Origin of the sequence: Pseudomonas sp. BF-RE-22, assembly GCF_019956155.1 — a bacterium.
In the GTDB taxonomy this organism is placed as follows: domain Bacteria; phylum Pseudomonadota; class Gammaproteobacteria; order Pseudomonadales; family Pseudomonadaceae; genus Aquipseudomonas; species Aquipseudomonas migulae.
The window spans coordinates 13,933-36,285 of record NZ_JAHBDD010000017.1 but is presented as its reverse complement, the minus strand read 5'-3'; the positions used below and the strand labels follow the sequence as shown (position 1 = coordinate 36,285).

21 protein-coding genes are annotated in these 22,353 nt (G+C 60.8%); 10 read left to right on the top strand and 11 right to left on the bottom strand.

The features are described from left to right. Positions 1 to 28: 28 nt before the first annotated feature. From relA to KGA82_RS11160, 5 genes are all read right to left on the bottom strand, one after another. Complete coding sequence (relA, locus tag KGA82_RS11185; RefSeq protein WP_008029318.1) at positions 29 to 2,272, bottom strand: GTP diphosphokinase; 2,244 nt, start codon at positions 2,270 to 2,272, stop codon at positions 29 to 31. 122 nt (positions 2,273 to 2,394) lie between these two features. Next, positions 2,395 to 3,747 carry a 23S rRNA (uracil(1939)-C(5))-methyltransferase RlmD gene (gene rlmD, locus KGA82_RS11180; protein ID WP_223450358.1) on the bottom strand — a complete coding sequence of 451 codons (1,353 nt, stop codon included), beginning with the start codon at positions 3,745 to 3,747 and terminating at the stop codon, positions 2,395 to 2,397. Then, positions 3,747 to 4,649, bottom strand: a complete 903-nt coding sequence (gene cysM / locus KGA82_RS11175) for a cysteine synthase CysM (RefSeq protein WP_207286454.1) — start codon at positions 4,647 to 4,649, stop codon at positions 3,747 to 3,749. Before cysM ends, rlmD begins: the two co-directional genes overlap by 1 nt. A 396-nt stretch (positions 4,650 to 5,045) precedes the next feature. Next, positions 5,046 to 6,452, bottom strand: a complete 1,407-nt coding sequence (locus KGA82_RS11165; protein ID WP_223450357.1) for a sensor histidine kinase — start codon at positions 6,450 to 6,452, stop codon at positions 5,046 to 5,048. Beyond that, the gene (locus KGA82_RS11160; protein ID WP_008041637.1) at positions 6,439 to 7,161 is read right to left on the bottom strand and encodes a response regulator transcription factor; all 723 of its coding nucleotides are present in this window, start codon (positions 7,159 to 7,161) and stop codon (positions 6,439 to 6,441) included. Before KGA82_RS11160 ends, KGA82_RS11165 begins: the two co-directional genes overlap by 14 nt. A gap of 214 nt (positions 7,162 to 7,375) precedes the next feature. Here KGA82_RS11160 and KGA82_RS11155 point away from each other — a divergent pair, with 214 nt between their 5' ends. Both KGA82_RS11155 and KGA82_RS11150 read left to right on the top strand, forming a co-directional pair. Then, positions 7,376 to 10,129, top strand: a complete 2,754-nt coding sequence (locus tag KGA82_RS11155) for a response regulator (protein WP_008029326.1) — start codon at positions 7,376 to 7,378, stop codon at positions 10,127 to 10,129. A gap of 202 nt (positions 10,130 to 10,331) precedes the next feature. Then, positions 10,332 to 11,321, top strand: a complete 990-nt coding sequence (locus KGA82_RS11150) for a 2-hydroxyacid dehydrogenase (protein WP_223450356.1) — start codon at positions 10,332 to 10,334, stop codon at positions 11,319 to 11,321. 5 nt (positions 11,322 to 11,326) lie between these two features. Here KGA82_RS11150 and KGA82_RS11145 read toward each other — a convergent pair whose 3' ends face one another. Next, a complete protein-coding gene (locus KGA82_RS11145) occupies positions 11,327 to 11,707 on the bottom strand; it encodes a hypothetical protein (RefSeq protein ID WP_223450355.1) in 381 nt (126 codons plus the stop codon). A 134-nt stretch (positions 11,708 to 11,841) separates the two neighbouring features. Between KGA82_RS11145 and KGA82_RS11140 the strand changes: the two genes are divergently transcribed. Next, positions 11,842 to 12,276: a hypothetical protein gene (locus KGA82_RS11140; protein WP_008029332.1), complete on the top strand. Its 435-nt coding sequence runs from the start codon at positions 11,842 to 11,844 to the stop codon at positions 12,274 to 12,276. Continuing rightward, complete coding sequence (locus KGA82_RS11135; protein ID WP_192227941.1) at positions 12,276 to 12,680, top strand: META domain-containing protein; 405 nt, start codon at positions 12,276 to 12,278, stop codon at positions 12,678 to 12,680. The genes KGA82_RS11140 and KGA82_RS11135 overlap by 1 nt, the downstream gene beginning before the upstream one ends. A gap of 162 nt (positions 12,681 to 12,842) precedes the next feature. Here the strand turns inward: KGA82_RS11135 and KGA82_RS11130 are convergent, their stop codons facing one another. After that, positions 12,843 to 13,310 (bottom strand): TlpA disulfide reductase family protein, encoded by a 468-nt coding sequence (locus tag KGA82_RS11130; RefSeq protein WP_192227942.1) that lies wholly within the window; start codon positions 13,308 to 13,310, stop codon positions 12,843 to 12,845. 114 nt (positions 13,311 to 13,424) lie between these two features. Between KGA82_RS11130 and arsC the strand changes: the two genes are divergently transcribed. From arsC to KGA82_RS11115, 3 genes are read left to right on the top strand one after another with little or no spacing between them, the layout of a single operon-like run. Next, a complete protein-coding gene (arsC, locus tag KGA82_RS11125) occupies positions 13,425 to 13,778 on the top strand; it encodes an arsenate reductase (glutaredoxin) (protein ID WP_223450354.1) in 354 nt (117 codons plus the stop codon). Further along, positions 13,775 to 14,371 carry an NAD(P)H:quinone oxidoreductase gene (gene wrbA, locus KGA82_RS11120; protein ID WP_008011647.1) on the top strand — a complete coding sequence of 199 codons (597 nt, stop codon included), beginning with the start codon at positions 13,775 to 13,777 and terminating at the stop codon, positions 14,369 to 14,371. Before arsC ends, wrbA begins: the two co-directional genes overlap by 4 nt. 1 nt (position 14,372) lies before the next feature. Further along, entirely contained in the window at positions 14,373 to 14,798 is a 426-nt protein-coding gene (locus KGA82_RS11115) for a DUF2069 domain-containing protein (protein WP_008029342.1), read from the top strand. A 91-nt stretch (positions 14,799 to 14,889) separates the two neighbouring features. On the opposite strand, the gene KGA82_RS11110 is transcribed toward KGA82_RS11115, so the two are convergent. Together KGA82_RS11110 and ttcA are read right to left on the bottom strand one after the other, a co-directional pair. Next, positions 14,890 to 15,564, bottom strand: coding sequence for a DNA-3-methyladenine glycosylase I (locus KGA82_RS11110; protein ID WP_008029344.1), 675 nt, complete (start codon positions 15,562 to 15,564; stop codon positions 14,890 to 14,892). A 123-nt stretch (positions 15,565 to 15,687) separates the two neighbouring features. Further along, entirely contained in the window at positions 15,688 to 16,512 is an 825-nt protein-coding gene (gene ttcA, locus KGA82_RS11105) for a tRNA 2-thiocytidine(32) synthetase TtcA (protein WP_008029346.1), read from the bottom strand. A 383-nt stretch (positions 16,513 to 16,895) separates the two neighbouring features. Here ttcA and KGA82_RS11100 point away from each other — a divergent pair, with 383 nt between their 5' ends. Together KGA82_RS11100 and KGA82_RS11095 are read left to right on the top strand one after the other, a co-directional pair. Next, on the top strand, positions 16,896 to 17,498 hold the full coding sequence (locus KGA82_RS11100; RefSeq protein ID WP_008029348.1) for a Yip1 family protein: 603 nt from the start codon (positions 16,896 to 16,898) through the stop codon (positions 17,496 to 17,498). A 148-nt stretch (positions 17,499 to 17,646) separates the two neighbouring features. Next, positions 17,647 to 18,141: a SprT family zinc-dependent metalloprotease gene (locus KGA82_RS11095; protein WP_008029350.1), complete on the top strand. Its 495-nt coding sequence runs from the start codon at positions 17,647 to 17,649 to the stop codon at positions 18,139 to 18,141. 111 nt (positions 18,142 to 18,252) lie between these two features. Here the strand turns inward: KGA82_RS11095 and KGA82_RS11090 are convergent, their stop codons facing one another. After that, positions 18,253 to 19,434 (bottom strand): CaiB/BaiF CoA transferase family protein, encoded by a 1,182-nt coding sequence (locus KGA82_RS11090; RefSeq protein WP_223450353.1) that lies wholly within the window; start codon positions 19,432 to 19,434, stop codon positions 18,253 to 18,255. 145 nt (positions 19,435 to 19,579) lie between these two features. Next, the gene (locus KGA82_RS11085) at positions 19,580 to 20,914 is read right to left on the bottom strand and encodes a dicarboxylate/amino acid:cation symporter (RefSeq protein WP_223450352.1); all 1,335 of its coding nucleotides are present in this window, start codon (positions 20,912 to 20,914) and stop codon (positions 19,580 to 19,582) included. 338 nt (positions 20,915 to 21,252) lie between these two features. Here KGA82_RS11085 and KGA82_RS11080 point away from each other — a divergent pair, with 338 nt between their 5' ends. Then, on the top strand, positions 21,253 to 22,251 hold the full coding sequence (locus tag KGA82_RS11080) for an AraC family transcriptional regulator (protein WP_008029356.1): 999 nt from the start codon (positions 21,253 to 21,255) through the stop codon (positions 22,249 to 22,251). Positions 22,252 to 22,353 lie beyond the last annotated feature (102 nt).

Genomic DNA, 22,353 nt, shown 5'->3' with positions numbered 1-22,353 from the left:
TATCACCATCAATTTCCGTGAAGGTTTCTCACGGCGTACGGTTACGCCGGGTTTCGATGATGTTCGGCAACTGGGATATCCGCCCCAGCAACCGCCCAAGCGCATCCAGCCCCGGGATCTCGATGGTCAGGGACATCAACGCGGTGTTGTCCTCTTTGTTCGAGCGGGTGTTGACCGCCAGCACGTTGATTCGCTCGTTGAGCAGCACTTGCGAGACGTCACGCAGCAAACCGGAACGGTCGTAGGCACGGATGATGATGTCCACCGGATAGGTGAGCACCGGCACCGGGCCCCAGCTGACCTGGATGATCCGCTCAGGCTCGCGACCGGCCAGTTGCAGCACCGAGGCGCAGTCCTGACGGTGAATGCTCACGCCACGGCCCTGGGTGATGTAACCGACGATGGCATCGCCCGGCAACGGCTGGCAGCAGCCCGCCATTTGCGTCATCAGGTTGCCGACGCCCTGGATCTGAATGTCACCGCGCTTGCCCGGTTTGTAGCCGGTGGCCTTGCGCGGAATCAGTTCCAGCTGCTCGTTGCCGCGTTCCGGCTCGACCAGTTGCTGTGCGAGGTTCACCAGTTGCGCCAGGCGCAAATCGCCTGCGCCCAACGCGGCAAACATGTCCTCGGCGGTTTTCATGTTGGCCTTGTCGGCCAGCTTGTCGAAATCCACCGCCGGCAAGCCAAGGCGACTGAGTTCGCGTTCGAGCAGGGTTTTACCGGCCGCGACGTTCTGATCGCGCGCCTGCAATTTGAACCAGTGAACGATCTTCGCCCGTGCCCGCGAGGTGGTGATGTAACCCAGGTTCGGGTTCAGCCAGTCGCGGCTCGGGGTGCCGTGCTTGCTGGTGATGATCTCGACTTGCTCACCGGTTTGCAGGCTGTAGTTGAGCGGTACGATGCGCCCGTTGATCTTCGCGCCACGGCAGTTGTGACCGATCTCGGTGTGCACGCGGTAGGCGAAGTCCAGCGGTGTCGCGCCTTTCGGCAAGTCGATGGCGTGACCGTCGGGGGTGAAGATGTACACCCGGTCCGGCTCGATATCGACCCGCAGCTGTTCCGCCAGGCCGCCGATGTCGCCCAACTCTTCGTGCCACTCGAGCACCTGACGCAGCCAGGAGATTTTCTCTTCGTAGTGGTTGGAGCCGGACTTGACGTCGGTGCCCTTGTAGCGCCAGTGCGCGCAAACGCCCAGCTCGGCCTCTTCGTGCATGGAATGGGTGCGGATCTGCACTTCCAGCACCTTGCCCTCAGGCCCGATCACCGCCGTGTGCAACGAGCGGTAGCCGTTCTCTTTCGGGTTGGCGATGTAGTCGTCGAACTCTTTCGGGATGTGCCGCCACAAGGTGTGGACGATGCCGAGCGCGGTGTAGCAGTCGCGCATTTCCGGCACCAGCACGCGAACGGCGCGAACGTCGTAGATCTGGCTGAACTCCAGACCCTTGCGTTGCATTTTGCGCCAGATCGAATAGATGTGTTTGGCCCGGCCACTGATGTCGGCATCGACGCCGGTGGCCTGCAATTCGACTTTCAGCTGGTTCATCACATCGGCGATGAAACGCTCGCGATCCAGGCGCCGCTCGTGCAGCAACTTGGCGATCTGCTTGTACTGATCGGGCTCGAGGTAGCGGAAGGACAAGTCCTCCAGTTCCCACTTGATGTGACCGATGCCGAGACGGTGGGCGAGCGGCGCGTAGATGTCGAAGACTTCCCGGGCGACGCGGTTGCGCTTCTCGTCGTCGGCGGTTTTCACCGCTCGGATCGCGCAGGTGCGTTCGGCCAGTTTGATCAGCGCGACACGCACGTCGTCGACCATGGCCACGAGCATCTTGCGCAGGTTTTCCACCTGGCCCTGAGTGCCCATCACCATGGATTTACGCGGGCTCAGGCTGTCGCTGATCGCCGCCATGCGTTGCACGCCGTCGATGAGTTTGGCCACCACGGGACCAAAGCGCTGGCTGACCGCCGGCAACTGGATCTGACCTTCGCGCACGCCTCGGTACAGGACCGCGGCGACCAGCGAATCCTGATCGAGCTTGAGGTCGGCGAGGATCTCGGCAATTTCAAGGCCGGTGCGGAAACTGGAGTTTCCCTCTGACCACAAATTCTTCGCCGCATTGGCTTGTTGTTCTGCCTCGCGAGCGTACTCGCAGGCTTCTTTCAAGGCTTCGCGATCCAGTGCCAGATCGACACTGACCGCATGATCGAGCCAAGCCTCGAGATTGATACTGCCGTCGGTGTTGATCGGCTGGTGTGCTCTCACCTGTACCATCTTGCTTACCTTCCCTACGACGCAGATTCAATGCGTCAAATCGCTGACCTTCGCTGCCCATGAGCCCACGTCGGGCTGGTACGCGGCTGCACGGGCGGGCCAGTCGGACCAGACGAGCCTTCCTAACTCGCTTCAAATAACGCCATGGCTTCGACATGCGCCGTCTGAGGAAACATATCGAGAATCCCGGCACGTTTTAACCGGTAGCCCTGCTTGATCAATTCCACTGTGTCGCGCGCCAGCGTTGCCGGATTGCATGACACATACACCAACCGCTCGGCACCCATCGACTTGAGCTTGCGCACCACCTCGAAAGCACCGTCACGGGGTGGGTCCAAGAGTACCGCACAAAAGCCTTCGCGCGCCCATTCGGCATCGGTCAAAGGCTGGGATAAATCGGCCTGAAAAAACTTCGCATTATGAAGATTGTTGCTAGCGGCGTTCGCGGCTGCGCGCTCAACCATCGCCTGCACACCTTCGACTGCCACCACTTCGCGAACCGCCTTGGCCAGCGGCAAGGCAAAGTTACCCAACCCACAGAATAGATCGAGAACGCGCTCATCCGCTGTCGGCTTCAACCAGTCCAGCGCCTGGGCAACCATCGCTTCGTTGACCGCCGCGTTGACCTGAATGAAGTCTCCCGGCCGGTACGCCAGGTTCAAATCCCACTGTTCAAGGCGATAGCCCAAAGACTGATCGGCTTGAACCGGTTGTGGCTCGCCCTCTCCATGCAGCCACAATTGAGCTTCATGAAACGAGCAGAAATCCTTGAGGATCGTCAGATCGGATTCGGACAACGGCGCCATGTGCCGCAGCAAAACCGCCAACGACGAACCACTGAACAATTCCACATGCCCCAACGCCTGAGGCTTGCTCAAGCGGCGGAGCATTTCCGGCAAGCGGGTCATGATCGGTTGCAAGGGCTGTACCAGCACCGTGCATTCGTTGATCGCAACGATGTCCTGACTGCCAGCGGCGCGGAAACCGACTTCGAGCTTCTTCGCTTTCATGTCCCAGCGCACCGCTACACGGGCGCGACGGCGGTAAGCGAATTCCGGACCGCTTAACGGCGCGGCCCATTCTTCGGGCTCGACACCGGCGACCTTCGACAATTGCTCGGCGAGCATGCGCTGTTTCAGGGCAAGTTGTTCGGTGTGCGGCAGATGTTGCACGCTGCAACCGCCACAGCGACCGGCATGCGGACACGGTGCCGGGCGACGCAGTTCGCTGGCCTGGAACACACGCTCGGTGCGCGCCTCGACTACTTTGCCGTGGGCGCCCAACACGCGCGCCTCGACCTCTTCACCGGCCAATGCGCCGATGACGAACCAGGTGCGACCTTCGAAAAACGCGATACCGCGACCGTCATTCGCCAGGCGCTCTATAGTCAGGCGCTGCTTTTTGCCGGTCGGAATTTGCGGGGCCTTGCTGCCGCCGGTGGGCTGGAAGCGCAGGCCTCTCTCGTGCTTGGCCATCAGTTGGGCGCGTCGAAAATGCCGGTCGACAAGTAACGGTCGCCACGGTCGCAGATGATCGCGACGATCACCGCGTTTTCAACTTCTTTGGACAGGCGCAGCATCGCTGCCACGGCACCGCCCGAGGACACGCCGCAGAAGATGCCTTCTTCGCGAGCCAGACGACGGGTCACGTCCTCGGCTTCGCTTTGCGCCATGTCGACGATGCGGTCCACGCGATCGGCCTGGTAGATCTTCGGCAGGTATTCCTGCGGCCAGCGACGGATGCCCGGGATCGCCGAGCCTTCCATCGGTTGCAGACCGATGATCTGCACGTTGTCGTTCTGCTCTTTCAAGTAGCGCGACACGCCCATGATGGTGCCCGTGGTGCCCATCGAACTGACGAAATGAGTGATGGTGCCCTCGGTCTGACGCCAGATTTCCGGGCCGGTGGTGGTGTAGTGCGCTTGCGGGTTATCTCCGTTGGCGAACTGGTCCAGCACCTTGCCACGGCCTTCGGCTTCCATTCGCTGAGCGAGGTCGCGTGCGCCTTCCATGCCTTCTTCCTGGGTGACCAGGATCAGCTCGGCGCCATACGCCGTCATCGCGGCCTTGCGCTCGGCGCTGGAGTTGTCCGGCATGATCAGGATCATCTTGTAACCCTTGATCGCGGCGGCCATGGCCAGGGCGATCCCGGTGTTGCCCGAGGTCGCTTCGATCAGCGTATCGCCGACGTGGATCTGCCCGCGCAACTCGGCGCGGGTAATCATCGACAGCGCCGGCCGGTCCTTGACCGAACCCGCCGGGTTGTTCCCTTCGAGCTTGAGCAAAAGGGTATTGCTGGTGGCGCCGGGCAGGCGCTGCAAACGAACCAGCGGAGTGTTGCCGACGCAATCGGCGATGGTTGGGTACTGCAAGGTCATGGCGTATTCGCAATCCAGACTGCGGGGGCGCCTATCATACCGGCAAACGTTGGAAGGCCATATCACGCAAAGTGCGGTGCTTATGGCTTATGGGAATAAGGGACTGATTCAGGACTCTGCTGCCTGCGCAACATAGACCTGGGCAGCGCCTCAAAACTCTAACTGAACAACTCCCGTGCCGAGGGACAGGGTTTGTGTCAGCAGCGCTCACACTTTTGCCGGCTGGATTTCGCTGCGACCGAACAGCGCAGCTTTGAACGAGATTTTACACTGGGGAGAAAATGATCAGGTTGTGGGTCCAGGAAAATTGTCTCACCAGCGGTGAGACTTTTTCGTGGGGCTGACCCGAAGGGCCTCTTCGCGGGCAAGCCTCGCTCCTACAGGGAATAGCGTTGATCACACCATTTGCGGTCGGCACACATCCACTGTGGGAGCGAGCCTGCTCGCGATGGCGTCATCAGCCACCAACCGCATGTTCAGCCGCAACCCTGCCCCAGTGTTTTCAGCCCAAAGCCGTCCGCCCTGACGCTGCACCGCATTCCTTGCAATGCTCAGCCCCAACCCGAACCCGCCATTCCCCGGCCGCGAACCATCGAGTCGAGTGAACGGCGAGAAGATCCGCTCAAGATCCTCTTCAGCCACCCCGCCCCCTTCATCCTCCAGCCACAGATGCCAGTAACCGCCTTCACGTCGTCCATCCAGACGCACGATGCCACCCTTCGGTGAATGGCGAATGGCATTGCGCAGGATGTTTTCCAGGGCCTGGGCCAGCGTGTTGAGATTGCCGCGCACCCAGCAGGATGAATCCACCGCGCACTGCAATTGCTCGGTGGGGCAGCAACTTTCATAGCAGGCGTTGTCCGTGAGCATTTCCCACAGTGCCTGAATCTGGATCGCCTCGTCGGGCAAGGGCGTGCGCTCGGTGTCGAGCCAGGCCAGTTGCAGCGTGTCTTCGACCAACCGTTGCATGCCATCGACTTCGCGACCAATGCGTTCGCGCAGTTGCACCAGACTTTGCTCACCCTCGCTCGCCACGCGCAAACGGCTCAAGGGGGTGCGCAATTCGTGGGACAGGTCGCGCAACAGCTGTTGTTGCAGGGCCACCGTGCTTTGCAGGCGCTCGGACATGTGATCGAACGCGCGGCCAAGCTCACCCAGTTCATCAGAACGATTGGTCGTGCGGCTCGACAGGCGCACACCCAACTGGTCGGCGCGCCACGCATTGGCCTGCTCGCGCAGTTGATTGAGGGGCACGACCAGCAATCGATACAGCCCGACGCACAACAGCAAGGTGAACAGTCCGGGAATCACACCATTGGTGATGACGCGCCAGAACACCCGGTAGCGCCCCGGCTTGAACCGCTGGGGCAGTTCGATCACCACGCTGCCAACGGATGAGTCACCGGGAAACGGTATGCGCAGCCACGGCAGGCGTTTTTTGTGAATGGGCCAGTCCAGGCCACGCAGAAAAGTCAGGCGCTGGATTTCCTGGTCCGTCAGCGATTGGCTGCTCAACGACTGCAAATCGCCGCCAATCACACCCACCCAGCCCTTTTCACGCTGTCGCATCTCCTGCAGCCAGGCATCGACACCTGCGCTCTGCCCCTGCTCCCATGCCTGTTCGGCTTCGGCGGCATAGCGCGTCAGAGTGCCTCGGGCTTCGTCAGAGAGAAACTGGTTGCGCTGTTCCATGTAGCGGCCCCAGGACCAGCTCAGCCAGATCATCAGCAGACAGAACGCCACCAGCAGACAGGCGAGTTTCCAGAATAGCGAATGCCTGCCCGGCAGGTCAGACCACTTCATGGTCAGCACTCAGGACATAGCCCTTGCCCCACACCGTGCGCACTTCCCGTTCGGTGTAGCCGATGGCCTTGAGCTTGCGACGGATCTGGCTGATGTGCATGTCGAGGCTGCGGTCGTGAGCCGCGTAACCCCGTTGCAACACGTGCTGATAAAGGAAGGCTTTGCTCAGCACCTCATCGCCGTTGCGGTGGAGGGTGTCCAGCAACCGGTACTCGCTGCGGGTCAGGCCGGCGGCGTGTTCGCCATAGAACACCTCGAAGCATTCATCGTCGAAACGCAGACTGTCCGCCACCAAGGCAACCGGCGCCACGGCCGGGCGACGATCCAGTGCGACGCGCCGCAGGATCGCTTCGATGCGCACGCGCAGCTCGGCCATGCTGAAGGGCTTGGGCAAATAATCATCGGCGCCGAGGCGGAAACCGCTGATGCGATCGGCTTCGGCGCCCAGTGCCGACATCAGCACCACCGGGGTGGAATGGCTCTGGCGCAATTGGGTCAGCACGTTCAATCCGTTCATGCCCGGCAGCAGAATGTCCATCAGCACCACATCGAAGGCTTGCTCACGGGCAATCGCCAGGCCTTCCTGGCCGTTTTGGCACCAGGTCACCTGGAAACCGCTACGACCCAGTTGCTCGTGCACATAAGCACCGAGCACCAGGTCGTCTTCGATGGAGAGGATTCGGGGATGGCCAACAGAGATGGGAGTCATGAGTATCTGCAAATAATTCTCAGTTGATGATTATTCAAGATTGCCTCGCCGGGGGCAACCCAAGGTTTGCCAGCCACGCAAAAGCGCTGGACTGCCCGACGAATGACGTCATCAATTTTACGAGGATTGCCCGCAAGCAAATCGCTACACTGCGCAAGTGGCGTGTACCGGATGTACACGCAGGTTCTTAAATGGCTGGATGCAGGAGAGAGGCGTGCTCAAGAAACTGGGAATAAAAGGCCGCGTGCTGTTGCTGACCTTGCTTCCGACCAGCCTGATGGCCTTGGTGCTGGGCGGCTATTTCACCTGGATGCAGCAATCCGACCTGCAAACCCAACTCATGCAGCGTGGCGAAATGATCGCCGAACAGCTCGCGCCCCTTGTCGCGCCGGCCATGAGCCACAAGGACACCGAACTGCTGGAACGCATCGCCACCCAAGCGCTGGAAACACCCGATGTGCGCGCGGTGACGCTCCTCGCCCCGGACCGCTCGTCGCTGGCGCATGCTGGCCCGACCATGCTCAATCCGGCGCCGCTGGGCAATGGCTCGCAAATGCTGCGCCGCAGCGGCAACGATGCGACGCGTTACCTGCTGCCGGTGTTCGGCAAGCACCGCAACCTGGCCGGTGACCTGATACCCGAGGAATCTGACCGCTTGCTGGGTTGGGTCGAACTCGAACTGTCCCACAACGGCATGTTGCTGCGCGGTTATCGCAGCCTGTTCGCCAGCCTGCTGTTGATCGGCGCGGGCCTCGCCGGTGCGGCGCTGCTGGCATTGCGCATGGGCCGCACGATCAATCGGCCGCTGAGCCAGATCAAGCAAGCGGTGGCGCAACTCAAGGACGGTCACCTGGAAACCCGCCTGCCGCCGCTCGGCAGTCAGGAGCTCGATGAACTGGCGTCCGGCATCAACCGCATGGCCGGCACCCTGCAGAACGCCCAGGAAGAATTGCAGCACAGCATCGATCAGGCCACCGAAGACGTGCGCCAGAACCTGGAAACCATCGAAATCCAGAACATCGAGCTGGACCTGGCGCGCAAGGAAGCCCTGGAGGCGAGCCGGATCAAATCCGAATTCCTCGCCAACATGAGCCATGAAATCCGCACGCCGCTCAACGGCATTCTCGGTTTCACCCATCTGCTGCAAAAAAGCGAGTTGACCCCACGTCAGCTCGACTACCTGGGCACCATCGAAAAATCCGCCGACAGCCTGCTGGGGATCATCAACGAGATCCTCGACTTCTCGAAAATCGAGGCCGGCAAACTGGTGCTCGACCACATTCCGTTCAACTTGCGCGATTTGCTCCAGGACACCCTGACCATCCTCGCCCCGGCCGCCCACGCCAAACAACTGGAACTGGTGAGCCTGGTCTATCGCGACACGCCGCTGTCGCTGGTCGGCGATCCGCTGCGCCTGAAGCAGATCCTCACCAACCTGGTGAGCAACGCGATCAAGTTCACCCGCGAAGGCACCATCGTTGCCCGCGCCATGCTCGAAGACGAGCATGAAGACAGCGTGCAACTGCGCATCAGCATTCAGGACACCGGCATCGGCCTGTCGAACGAGGACGTGCGCGCGCTGTTCCAGGCCTTCAGCCAGGCCGACAACTCGCTGTCCCGGCAACCCGGCGGCACCGGCCTGGGGTTGGTGATTTCCAAGCGCCTGATCGAACAGATGGGCGGCGAGATCGGCGTCGACAGCACGCCGGGCGAAGGTTCGGAATTCTGGATCAGCCTGAGCCTGCCGAAAACCCGCGACGACGCCGAAGACCTGCCCGCTCCGCCGTTGCTCGGACGCCGCGTCGCCGTGCTGGAGAACCACGAACTGGCCCGTCAGGCGTTGCAGCATCAGCTGGAAGACTGTGGCCTGGAAGTCACCCCGTTCAACACTCTGGAAAGCCTGACCAATGGCGTGACCGGCGCACACCAGACCGATCTGGCGATCGACCTCGCCGTGCTCGGCATCACCAGCAACGACATGCCGCCGGAGCGTCTCAACCAGCATATCTGGGACCTTGAGCACCTCGGCTGCAAAGTGCTGGTGCTGTGCCCGACCACCGAACAGACACTGTTCCACCTCTCGGTGCCGAACCCACACAGCCAGCTCCAGGCCAAACCGGCCTGCACACGCAAGTTGCGCCGGGCTTTGTCCGATCTGGTCAATCCGCGCCAGCAACGTAGCGATCCCGGCGAGCCAGTATCCAGCCGCGCGCCGAAGGTGCTCTGCGTCGACGACAACCCGGCCAATCTGTTGCTGGTGCAAACCCTGCTCGAAGACCTTGGCGCCAAGGTGCTTGCGGTGGAAAGCGGCTATGCCGCCGTCAAAGCGGTGCAGACCGAGACCTTCGATCTGGTGTTGATGGACGTGCAGATGCCTGGCATGGATGGTCGTCAGAGCACCGAAACCATTCGCCAGTGGGAAAGCGAACGGCATTGCACGCCGCTGCCGATCGTGGCCCTCACCGCCCACGCCATGGCCAACGAAAAACGCGCGCTGCTGCAAAGTGGCATGGATGATTACCTGACCAAACCGATCAGCGAGCGGCAATTGGCTCAGGTGGTGTTGAAGTGGACCGGACTGGCGCTGCGCAATCAGGGGCCCGAGCGTTCCAGTGACAGTCACGGCGGCAGCCACGAGCTGCAAGTGCTGGATCACGAAGAAGGGTTGCGGCTGGCGGCGGGCAAGGCGGATCTGGCGGCGGACATGCTGGCGATGTTGCTGGCATCGCTGGAAGCCGACCGCGAAGCCATCCGCTTCGCCCGGGAAACCAACGATCACAACGCGTTGATCGAACGCGTACACCGCCTGCACGGCGCCACCCGTTATTGCGGCGTGCCGCAGCTGCGCGCTGCCTGCCAGCGCAGCGAAACCCTGCTCAAGCAACAGGACCCGAAGGCTCCGGGCGCATTGGAAGACCTCGACCGGGCCATCAATCGCCTGGCGGCGCATGCCCGTATCAATGCTTGATGCAACGCAATCCGTTTGGTTGCCACGGGCGTAAGCTCACCGCAATCCCTTGTAGGAGCATGGCTTGCCAGCGAAGGGGCCCTCAAACCCTTCTTCATTCTGGAGGACGCCTTCGCTGGCAAGCCATGCTCCTACGGGGGATCCGGGCGGGCCTGAAGTTTTCGGCAACAGGCATACCGCGTGTTTTTTCCAGGAGGACGCCATGCGCACCATTCTTTTCAGCAGCCAGACCTACGACCGCGACAGTTTTCTCGGTGCCGACCTCCCTGCCGGCATCGAGCTGCACTTTCAATCGGCGCGACTCAGCCTCGACACGGCAGCGCTGGCGGAACATCACGAAGTGGTCTGTGCCTTTATCAATGACGACCTCAGCGCCCCGGTGCTCGAACGTCTGGCAGCGGGCGGCACACGCCTGATTGCCCTGCGCTCGGCCGGCTACAACCATGTCGACCTGACGGTGGCGAAGCGCCTGGGGTTGTCGATTGTGCGGGTTCCGGCCTACTCGCCCCACGCGGTGGCCGAACACGCGGTGGCGCTGATCCTGGCGCTCAACCGTCGTTTGCACCGTGCCTACAACCGCACCCGCGAAGGGGATTTCAGCCTCCACGGGCTGACGGGGTTCGACCTGGTGGGCAAAACGGTCGGCGTGGTCGGCACCGGGCAAATCGGCGCGACCTTCGCGAAAATCATGAACGGTTTCGGCTGCCGGCTACTGGCCTATGATCCTTACCCCAATCCACAAGTCGAAGCCCTCGGCGCACGTTATTTGAGTTTGCCCGAGCTGCTGGCCGAATCGCAGATCATCAGCCTGCACTGCCCGCTCAATGAGCAGAGCAAACACCTGATCAACCGCGAGTCACTGGCGCACATGCAAGCCGGCGCCATGCTGATCAATACCGGTCGCGGTGGTCTGGTGGACACGCCGGCGCTGATCGACGCGCTGAAAGACGGCCAACTCGGTTATCTGGGGCTGGATGTGTATGAAGAAGAGGCGCAGCTGTTCTTCGAGGACCGTTCCGACCTGCCGCTGCAGGACGATGTGCTGGCGCGCCTGCTGACCTTCCCGAACGTGATCGTCACCGCGCATCAGGCCTTCCTGACCCGTGAAGCCCTGGGTGCAATTGCCGCGACGACGTTGCAGAACATTGCAGCCTGGGCGGCCGGCACACCGCAAAATCAGGTCGAGGGCTGAGCGGATCAGGCCTTGGACAACAGGATCATCAAGGCCAGCCAGCCAAAACCGAGCAAGCGTTGGCCTGTTGAATGCCCGGGACGCAGCAGGAACCAGACAAAAAACGGTGGCAGAAAGAAAATCATCAGTTTCAGCCACAGCTCCACCGGACGCGAACCGTTGAGCGTCGGAGCAGGAACCGCGGCCTCGCCGCCGGCTTTGCGTTTACGCCCGAACGCGGCCGGCGAAACCTTGGCCACGCTCTCGTCTTGCGGTAAACGTCCGAAAGACAGTGGCGCCTTCGACGTTGCCGCTTGCGCCTCTCGTGTCGGCGCACCGCAATGAACACAAGCAGGCGCCGTTGAACTGATGCGTTGCTTGCACTCAAAACATTCGATTAACGCCATGTCCGTTCCTTAGAAATGCAAAAGCGGCAGTTTGCCATGAGTCGGCAGGTCATTTGAACCTGATCGAAGGTCATCTGCTTGCGCAATGCTGCGTGCAGGCCCGTGCTAGCATACCGCGCATATTTGGAGGACCCATGGTCGAACACGATTTCCGCTATAACCTGATGAACCCGCAACACACCCTCACCGAATGCCGCGCCCTCGTGCCGGGGCGTTATCAAGTCACCGGCAACGGCGGCTCGATTCGCAACAATGACGTGCTGGTCGTGACCCTCAAAGGCGCCAAGGACTTGTCCATGCGCCTGACCGTCGAAACGGTTCGCCACCTGATCAACCCGCCCGGCCAATGGGTCGCGGTGGCCAGTGGCCCGGTGTTCGGTGAACTGGCGATCCACACCTGGAAAGTCAACTGCGACAGCTGCGCCAAAGAGCTGAGCTTCGAGTTCGCGGTCGACGCCAAACTGGGTAACAAGGCTGAAAAGCCTGCCGCCACCGCGCGGATTGCCGAGTTGGGCTGGACCGCCGTCGGTGAGAAGCACCTGTGCCCGAAATGCCAGGAGCCTGCGTGATGAAACGCCTTGCTCTGACCGCAATGGTCGGCGCCAGCCTGCTGGGCTGTGCCGCCGAGCCGGTAAAATTGCAGCAGAACCGCAGCTACATTCTGGAATGGATCGGCGAACGCCCGCTGATGGATTACAGCCACCTGACCGTCACCCTCGGCGAAGATGGCCGGGCCTATGGCAACGGCGGCTGCAACCACTGGTTCGCACCGTATACGCTCGAAGACGACAAGCTGAGTTTCGGCAAGGTCGGCAGCACGCGCAAACTGTGCGCGCCGGCGTTGATGGAACAGGAAAAGCGCTTCCTCCAGGCCCTGGAAAACGTGCAGCGCTGGGATGTTTCGCCGATCGACCAGATGCGCTTCTGGCCGGCCGAAGGCAAGCCACTGCGTTGGTGGCTTGAAGAAGGCTGAACCCTTGCCGGCGACAACGGCGGGCCAATCACCATTGATGTCGCCTGATACGATTTCCCCTGTAGGAGCCGGCTTGCTGGCGATAGCGGTGTGTCAGGCGACATAAATGCTGACTGATTCACCGCCATCGCCAGCAAGCCGGCTCCTACAGGTCCGTGTGAATCAGTTCGTTGCTTTTAGCGCCTCAAGCTTCGCCATCAGCCCCGCCGCTGTCTGCTCACCCATCAACTGTTCCCGCACCTTGCCCTTGTTATCGATGATGTACGTCACCGGCAACGCCTCGCTGCGCGGCAGTTCAAACAGCTCCGCCGGATCCGAAGCCAATACGGTGAACCTGATCCCCAGTTTCTCGCTGGCGCTTTTCAGCTCTTCGCCCTGCACGTTGTCGAAGTTGACCCCGAACACACCGATCTTCTTGTCCTTCAACTGCTCGGCCAGCCCGTTCAATTCCGGGATCTCGGTTCGGCACGGGCCGCACCATTCGGCCCAGTAATTAAGCACCAGCCATTGTTTGTCCAGACGTTCGGCGGCGACTTTTTGGCCGTTCTGATCGATGCCATAGTCATTGCCGCAGCCCCCCAACATCAGCGCACCGATGATCGCCAATGCCGCTGCCAATCGCCTTGTCATGTCGTGATCCTTGTTCAAAATTGAATGCGCCTGCGACCCATCGCCTCCCAAGGTTCTGGATTACGCGCTGCACAGTTAGAATAGCCGTCACCTTACGCAAGATGCGACCCGCACATGACCGATCTGACGCTTTATCACAACCCGCGCTGCTCGAAATCCCGCGGTGCGCTCGAACTGCTCGAAGCCCGTGGCCTGACGCCGACCGTGGTGCGCTACCTCGAGACCCCGCTCGACGCCGCGCAATTGCAGAGCCTGCTGAAAAAGCTCGGCCTCGGCGCCCGGCAATTGCTGCGCACCGGCGAGGACGAGTACAAGACCCTCAACCTCGCCGACACCAGCCTGAGCGAGGCGCAATTGATCGCCGCCATCGCTGCGCACCCGAAACTGATGGAGCGACCGATTCTCGAAGTCGGCGACAAAGCCGTCATCGGCCGTCCGCCGGAGAACGTGCTGGAGTTGCTGCCGTGAGCGCGCCGTACATTCTGGTTCTGTATTACAGCCGCAGCGGTTCGACCAATGAAATGGCGCGGCAGATCGCCCGTGGTGTCGAGCAGTCCGGGATGGAAGCGCGCCTGCGCACCGTGCCGGCGATTTCCACCGAGTGCGAAGCAGTGTCGCCGGACATTCCGGACGAAGGCGCGCTGTACGCCAGCCTCGACGACCTGAAGAACTGCGCAGGCCTGGCCCTCGGCAGCCCGACGCGTTTCGGCAACATGGCCGCACCGCTCAAATACTTCCTCGACGGCACCAGCAACCTGTGGCTGACCGGCGCCCTCGTCGGCAAACCGGCCGGGGTTTTCACCTCCACCGCGAGCCTGCACGGCGGTCAGGAAACCACGCTGCTGTCGATGATGTTGCCGCTGCTGCACCACGGCATGCTGATCACCGGCCTGCCGTACAGCGAGTCCGCGTTGCTGGAAACCCGTGGCGGCGGCACGCCTTATGGCGCCAGTCATCACGCCGGCGCCGATGGCAAAAGCGGCTTGAATGAACATGAAGTGGCGCTGTGCCGGGCCTTGGGTCTGCGCCTGGCAAAGACCGCACAAAAGTTGGTGAGCTGAGATGGCGAAAAAGCCGAAGATCCTGCCTTCCATTGAATGGCTCGAACCACGGGTTCGGGCGATGCGCGTCATCAGTCTGCTGTGCTACTTCGGCCTGGTGGGATTGCTCTGCGCTTATTACCTGGTGGTCGCCGACCTGCATGGCGCGCGGCCGTGGGTGATTCTGCTGATCGAACTGGTGCCGCTGCTGTTGCTGGCGCCGGGGATGATCGTCGGCAGCGCGCGCGGGCATTCGTGGATGTGTTTTGTGGTGAACCTGTATTTCATCAAGGGCGCACTGGCGGCGTATGACCCGAACCGGCAGCTTTTCGGTTTGCTGGAAATGGGTGCGAGCCTGGCGGTGTTCTGCTCGGCGCTGTTGTATGTGCGGTGGCGGTTTCAGTTGAATCGTAAACTGGCTGGCGAGGGCGAGATTTCCGTCGCCTGATCGGCCCCCTTCGCGGGCAAGCCTCGCTCCTACAGGTCCGTATGGTGCTCTTGTAGGAGCGAGGCTTGCCCGCGAAGGGCATCACTCGATATCAATGGTTGGCGGTGTACGCCAGCATCATCGAGATCTGGCTCATCGGCCGACCGCCGCTTTCTTCATGCCACTGGTTGAACACGCCCTGCACCGTGGCCAGGTCCCGCAGGCTGGTGGGCACTTTGTCGACGATCTTCTGCGCATTCAGCGCCGCCACCACGTCATAACTCGGCACAAAGGTGTCCTTGCCGACCATGCGCAGGAAGCGCGGCGCCGACAAGCCACCCAATTGATGACCGTGTTTTTTCAGGTAGGTCCACAAGCCGACGATATCGGTCACCGGCCAATCGGCGATCAACTCGCCAAAGCTGCCTTTCTCATGGGCCACGTCCAGCACGAACTGCGCATTGCGCGGCACGCTCTTGAGCTTGCCCAGGTGGCGGATGATCCGCGCGTCCTGCATCAGGCGTTCAAGGTGTTCGGCGCTCATCAGCACGACTTTTTCCGGGTCGAACTTGAAGAACACTTCTTCGAAGGCCGGCCACTTGGCGTCCACCAGGCTGTGCTTGAGCCCGGCGCGGAACACACGCAGCGCCATGGTCGAGAGGTAGCGATCGTCGCTGATATCGCGCAATTGCGCCGCAGTCTTCGGAACGGGCAGATGGGCTTCCAGTTCGGCTGCGGAACCGAAGCGGTTCAGACAGTATTCGTGCAGCCACTTGTAATCGCGCATGCCCTCTCCTGAGGAGTCAGTGAGTAGACCAATGTGGGAGCCAGCCTGCTGGCGATAGCGGTGGGTCAGTCAACGTCTGACTTACCGCTATCGCCAGCAGGCTGGCTCCCACAGTGATGGTGTTTAGAGATTTACTACGTTAACGAACCGCGACATGGCGGTTTCGTCGATCCGCAGGTTGGTGAAGTCGAACAGGTTGCGGTCCGCCAATTGCGACGGGATCACGTTCTGCAAGCTGCGGAAAATGCTTTCGGTGCGGCCCGGCGTCTTGCGCTCCCATTCCTGCAGCATTTCCTTGACCACCTGACGTTGCAGGTTTTCCTGGGAACCGCAGAGGTTGCACGGGATGATCGGGAATTGCTTGAGGTCCGAGTAGGCCTGGATGTCTTTTTCGTTGCAGTAGGCCAACGGGCGGATCACCACGTTGCGGCCGTCGTCGGCGCGCAGCTTCGGCGGCATAGCCTTGAGCGAGCCGTTGAAGAACATATTGAGGAAGAACGTTTCGACGATGTCGTCGCGGTGGTGACCGAGGGCCATTTTGGTCGCGCCGATTTCGTCGGCAAAGGTGTAGAGCGTGCCGCGACGCAGGCGCGAGCACAGCGAGCAGGTGGTCTTGCCTTCCGGAATCAGCTCCTTGACCACCGAGTACGTGTCTTTCTCGACGATGTGGTATTCGATGCCCAGGGTTTTGAGGTACGCCGGCAGCACGTCCTCAGGGAAACCCGGCTGTTTCTGGTCCATGTTCACGGCCACGATCTCGAACTTGATCGGCGCGACCTTCTGCAAATGCATCAGCACGTCGAGCATGGTGTAGCTGTCCTTGCCGCCGGACAGGCAGACCATGACCTTGTCACCGTCTTCAATCATGTTGAAATCGGCGACAGCCTCACCGGCCTGACGGCGAAGGCGCTTTTGCAGTTTGTTCTGGTTGACCGTGAGAGTGCCCATGACGCGAGATCCGTGAGGTGTGACGAAAGGCCGGCATTTTACGCAAAAACCCCTCGCCGGCGAAGAGCCCCCTATCTCCTGTAGGAGCGAGACCGGCTTGCCGGCGATGGCGGTGTGTCAGTCCAAACAGTCATGCCTGATACACCGCCATCGCCGGCAAGCCGGTCTCGCTCCCACAGGGGATTGTGGTTGACAGTCCCAGCGGCGATTAACAGCCTTGTTTACAGCGCGATTTGCTCTAACGCCCTACAACCTGCGGGGTTAAGACCTTTCTATACTGCGTCATAAGGTCGCACACATATCCAGACCTTTACTTACTTGGCCACTTTGGCCTGTAGGCGCTCCACTGGGGGGCGACGGTAAAAACAAGAGGAGTGACTGGCATGATCCATCACGTAGTGGGGCTCTTCACCCACCCCGACCAGGAATGGAAAGAAATCCGTGGCGACCAAGAGGAAAGCATCAGCCACATGTACCTGACCCACACGCTGATTCTGGCGGCGATCCCCGCCGTGTCGGCGTTTATCGGCACCACGCAGGTCGGCTGGGTAATTGGCAGCCGGGCACCGGTGATGCTGACGCAGGAAAGCGCGCTATGGATGACGATCATGTCGTACGTGGCGATGCTCGGCGGCGTTGCCGTAATGGGCGCGTTCATCCACTGGATGGCCCGCACCTATGACGCCAACCCGAGTCTGGCACGTTGCGTTGCGTTTGCGACCTACACCGCGACCCCGCTGTTCATAGGCGGCCTTGCGGCACTGTACCCACACATGTGGCTGGGGATGATCGTCGGGACGGCGGCCATCTGCTACACGGTGTACCTGCTGTATGTGGGGCTTCCAACTTTCATGAACATTCCATCTGACGAGGGATTTCTATTTTCAAGTTCGGTGCTCGCCGTCGGTTTAGTCGTACTGGTGGCGATCATGGCATTCACTGTCATTGTCTGGGGACTCGGCGTGGGGCCGGTCTACACGAACTAGTTACGCTTGCCACCCAAAATCAAGATCTGCCAATACAGGCCGCCGCAAGGCGGCCTTTCAATGTGGGGGTAACGACCATTCGGCGCCCTGGCGATTCGCAAGGCCCGAGCGTTGCGGCATACTCGACGTCTCTGGAGATCCATCAAGCATGCCCGAGCAACTCAATACCCGCGTCGAAGACTGTTACCAACAAGCCGAATCCTTTTTCAAACGAACCTTCAAACGCCCCGTGGTGAGCCTCAAGCTGCGCGGGCAGAAAGCCGGTGTCGCGCATCTGCACGAGAACCTGCTGCGCTTCAATCCGCAGCTGTACCGCGAAAACACTGAAGACTTCCTCAAGCAGACCGTGGCTCATGAAGTCGCCCACCTGATCGCTCATCAGCTGTTTGGCGATCGCATCCAGCCCCACGGCGAAGAGTGGCAACTGATCATGCGTGGCGTGTACGAACTGCCGCCCAATCGCTGCCACACCTACGACGTCAAGCGTCGCAGCGTGACGCGCTATATCTACAAATGCCCGTGCGCCGACAGTGATTTCCCGTTTTCGGCGCAGCGCCACAGCCTGGTGCGGCAGGGGCGGCGGTATTTGTGTCGGCGGTGTCGGAGCACGTTGGTGTTCAGTGGGGAGATGCGGGTCGAGTAGTCCGATTTGTTGTGTTTTGGTGGGCCCCTTCGCGGGCAAGCCTCGCTCCTACAGAAGCATCGAAATCACCTGTAGGAGCGAGGCTTGCCCGCGAAGAGGCCGGGTCAGGCGCTAGAGAATCACCTTGGCACGCCGCAATTCTTCAATTCGCAGCGAACTAAACCCCAACTCCCCCAACACCTGATCCGTATGCTCACCCAGCGCCGCACCGATATGCCGAGGCTCGGGCAACCCATCCGAGAACTTCAACGGACACGCCATCTGCGCCTGGCTCGTGCCATCCCCTCGCGGCACGTCGGTCACCAATTCCCGCGCCTGCAACTGCGGATGCCGAACCGCCTCACCCAAGGTCAGCACCGGCTCGACACACGCATCGAGCTCGGCAAACAGTGCGCACAATTCGGCAAAGTCGTGTTTCTCGAATTCAGTCTGCAGCGCGTCCTTTAGCTTCTTTTGCTGGGCAGGCTGAGGTGACAGGCCCAACGCCGCCAACTCCTCCAGCCCCAGTGCCGTGCACAGTTGCTTCATGAACGGCGGCTCCAGGCTACCCACCGATAACCAGCGGCCATCCCGCGAACGGTAATAGTCGTAGAAGCTGCCGCCGTTGAGCATCTGGTTTTCCCGGCCCGGCTCCTCGCCACAGGCCAGGTACCCTGCCCCGGCCATGGCGTTCAGGCTGAATGCGCAGTCGGTCATGCTCACATCCAGATGCTGCCCCAACCCGCTTTGTTGCCGGGCGATCACCGCCGCCAGCAGGCCGATGACGCCGTGCAGCGAACCGCCGGCGACATCCGCCACTTGCACGCCCAAGGGCAGCGGGCCGTTGTCGGCGCGGCCGGTGTAGCTCGCCAGCCCCGCCAACGCCAGGTAATTGATGTCGTGGCCGGCGCGATCCTTGTAGGGGCCGGTTTGCCCGTATCCAGTGATCGACACGTAGATCAGCTTTGGGTTGATGGCTTTCAACGCTTCATACCCCAGGCCCAATCGTTCCATGACACCAGGGCGGAATTGTTCCAGGACGATGTCGTAGTCCTGCACCAGTTGCTTGATCACCGCCAGCGCCTCGGGCTGCTTGAGGTCCAGCGCCAGGCTGCGCTTGTTGCGATTGAGGTACGCGTGGCTGGCCGACACGCCTTGGTCATGGGGCGGCAGCACGCGCAACAGGTCCATGCGGGTCGGCGATTCGATGCGCAAGACCTCGGCGCCCATGTCAGCCAATAACAGCGAGGCGAACGGCCCCGGCAACAGTGTCGAGAAATCCAGAACCTTGAGTGATGCCAATGGGCCGGGCATGAGCGATCTCCGTATTCGATGCCTCCAGCCTAGGCAGCCAATCGCGTTGCAGCAATCACCTGATGTGTCAGCAACTGTGACCGTTACGCTCAAATTCCAGGCATGAAAAAACCCGCCGAAGCGGGTTTTTTCATGACAACGCGTGTTACTTGACGTTGCTTGGGGTTGGGCCTTCGGCCACACCCAGGTCGTCTACTTCACGTTCATCGGAGATACCGCGACCGCCGGAAGCCAGCTCGACTTGCAGCTTGTCTTCGTCCAGCTCTTTCACCCACTTGGCCACGACCAGGGTCGCAACGGCATTACCAACGAGGTTGGTCAGCGCACGGGCTTCGGACATGAAGCGGTCGATACCGAGGATCAGCGCCAGGCCGGCTACTGGCAGAGTACCCACGGCCGACAGGGTGGCTGCCAGCACGATGAAACCACTACCGGTCACACCTGCCGCACCTTTGGAGGACAACAGCAGCACCAGCAGCAAGGTGATCTGGTGAGTGAGGTCCATCGGCGTATCAGTCGCCTGAGCGATAAACACAGCCGCCATGGTCAGGTAGATCGAAGTACCGTCGAGGTTGAAGGAGTAACCAGTCGGGATCACCAGACCCACTACCGATTTATCCGCACCCAGGCGTTCCATTTTGATCAGCATGCGTGGCAGAGCCGATTCCGACGAGGAAGTGCCCAGTACGATCAGCAGTTCTTCACGGATGTAGCGGATCAGCTTGAGTACGCTGAAACCATGCACGCGGCAGATGGCGCCCAATACCAGAACCACAAACAGGATGCAGGTGATGTAGAAGCAGATCATCAGCTGACCAAGCTGTACCAGCGAGCCAACACCGTAAGCACCAATGGTGAAGGCCATGGCACCGAAGGCACCGACCGGCGCGAGCTTCATGATCATGTTGATGATGTTGAACATCACGTGGGCGAAGCGATCGATAAAGTCCAGGACCGGCTTGCCGTACGCACCCAGGCGATGCAGGGCGAAACCGAAGATCACCGAGAACATCAGAACTTGCAGGATATCGCCGTTGGCGAAAGCGCCGACGATGGTGTTCGGAATAACATTGAGGATAAAGGCGACGATGCTCTGGTCTTTACCGGCCGAGATGAAGCCAGCGATTTTGCTGGTGTCCAGAGTCGTTACGTCGATGTGCATGCCGGCGCCCGGTTGCACGACGTTGACCACGACCAGACCGATCAGCAAGGCAATAGTGGAAACGATTTCGAAGTACAGCAGCGCATAACCGCCGGTCTTGCCGACCGATTTCATGTTCTGCATGCCGGCGATACCGCTGACGACCGTACAGAAGATGATTGGCGCGATGACCATTTTGATCAGTTTGATGAACCCGTCACCCAGCGGCTTGAGGGCCACACCGGTCTGCGGGTAGAAGTGACCAAGCAGGATGCCGATGGCGATGGCAACGATCACCTGGAAATACAGGGATTTGTACAGTGGCTGACGAGTCGTCATTGCAAAGTTCCTCAAGAGTGCGCGCTAACAACATCCATCTGTTGCCCACGACACCTGAATTGCGAACCCTCCTGCACTGGAGGGATTTGTTTTTTCGAGCTGCACGACGGCAGGCATCTGCTCGTTGTATCGCAAGCGGCGTGCCACTTTTGCAAAACCCGCTGCGAGCCTTTTGACATCAGGGGTTACAGGTTCAACGTGCCGTGGGTGCGCTATAAAACAGTGGCGGATTTCCGCCCATCCGCCAAACCTCGTCCTGCAATTTGGCGGATATCCGCCTTGTCCATTGCCTGACCCGACGACTACCATCCGTCGTTCAATAGACGGACCTGCCTTCTATGCGCGAACGTACCATCGCCAGCCATTTCGCCCGTGCCGCCCTCGGTGGCGCGCGTCGGCTGGGTCATGACTGTTCAAACCTGTTGCAACAACTCGGCATCAGCCCCGAGCTGCTGGAAGAACCGCGTGCGCGCATTGCGCCTGAGCAGTTCACTCGTTTGATCCAGGGATTGTGGCTGGCACTCGACGACGAGTACCTGGGCTTCGGGCCGGTCCCGAGTAAAACCGGCAGTTTCGCGATGATGTGCCACGCGGTGATTCACTGTCGCAATCTCGATAAGGCACTGCATCGCGGCTTGTTGTTTTATAGCCTGTTCCCCGGCGGCCCGCGCCTGACCCTGACCCGCGAAAACGAAATGATCCGCCTGAGCCTGGACGATTCGCAGTTTCAGGACCCGGACCATTTCCTCACCGAGAGCCAGTTGATGGTCTGGCATCGCCTCGGCAGTTGGCTGATCGGCCAGCGCATCCGCCTGGAACAAGCGACGTTCAGCTACCCGAAGCCCGAGCACGGCGCGGAATACGAGTTGCTGTTCCCCTGCCCGATGGAGTTTTCAGCGGCGCAGAGCAGCCTGCTGTTCCACAGTCGCTACCTGAACATGCCGTTGCTGCAGGACGAGCGGACCCTCAAGCATTTCCTCGAACACTCCCCCGCCGACCTGTTGTCGCGCCCGGATGACGGCGACAGCCTGAGCAGCCAGTTGCGCCGCTTGCTCAGCCGCGACAGTGCGCGCTGGCCGGACCTGGAAGCGGTGGCCGCGCACCTGCACATCAGCCCGCAGACGCTACGCCGGCATTTGCGCGAAGAGGGTTCGAGTTTTCAGGAGTTGAAGGATCAGTTGCGCCGGGACATTGCGATTTATCATCTGGGGCGTGCGGACCTGTCGTTGCAACAGATTGCCGAGCAGCTGGGGTTTTCCGAGCCTTCGGCGTTTCATCGGGCGTTCAAGAAATGGACCGGGCTTACACCCGGAGCCTACCGCGCGCAGGAGAATTGATTGTTGCGGTGACTTCACCGGCCCCTTCGCGGGCAAGCCTCGCTCCTACAGGAAAGCGCATTCCTGTAGGAGCGAGGCTTGCCCGCGAAGAGGCCCGATTGA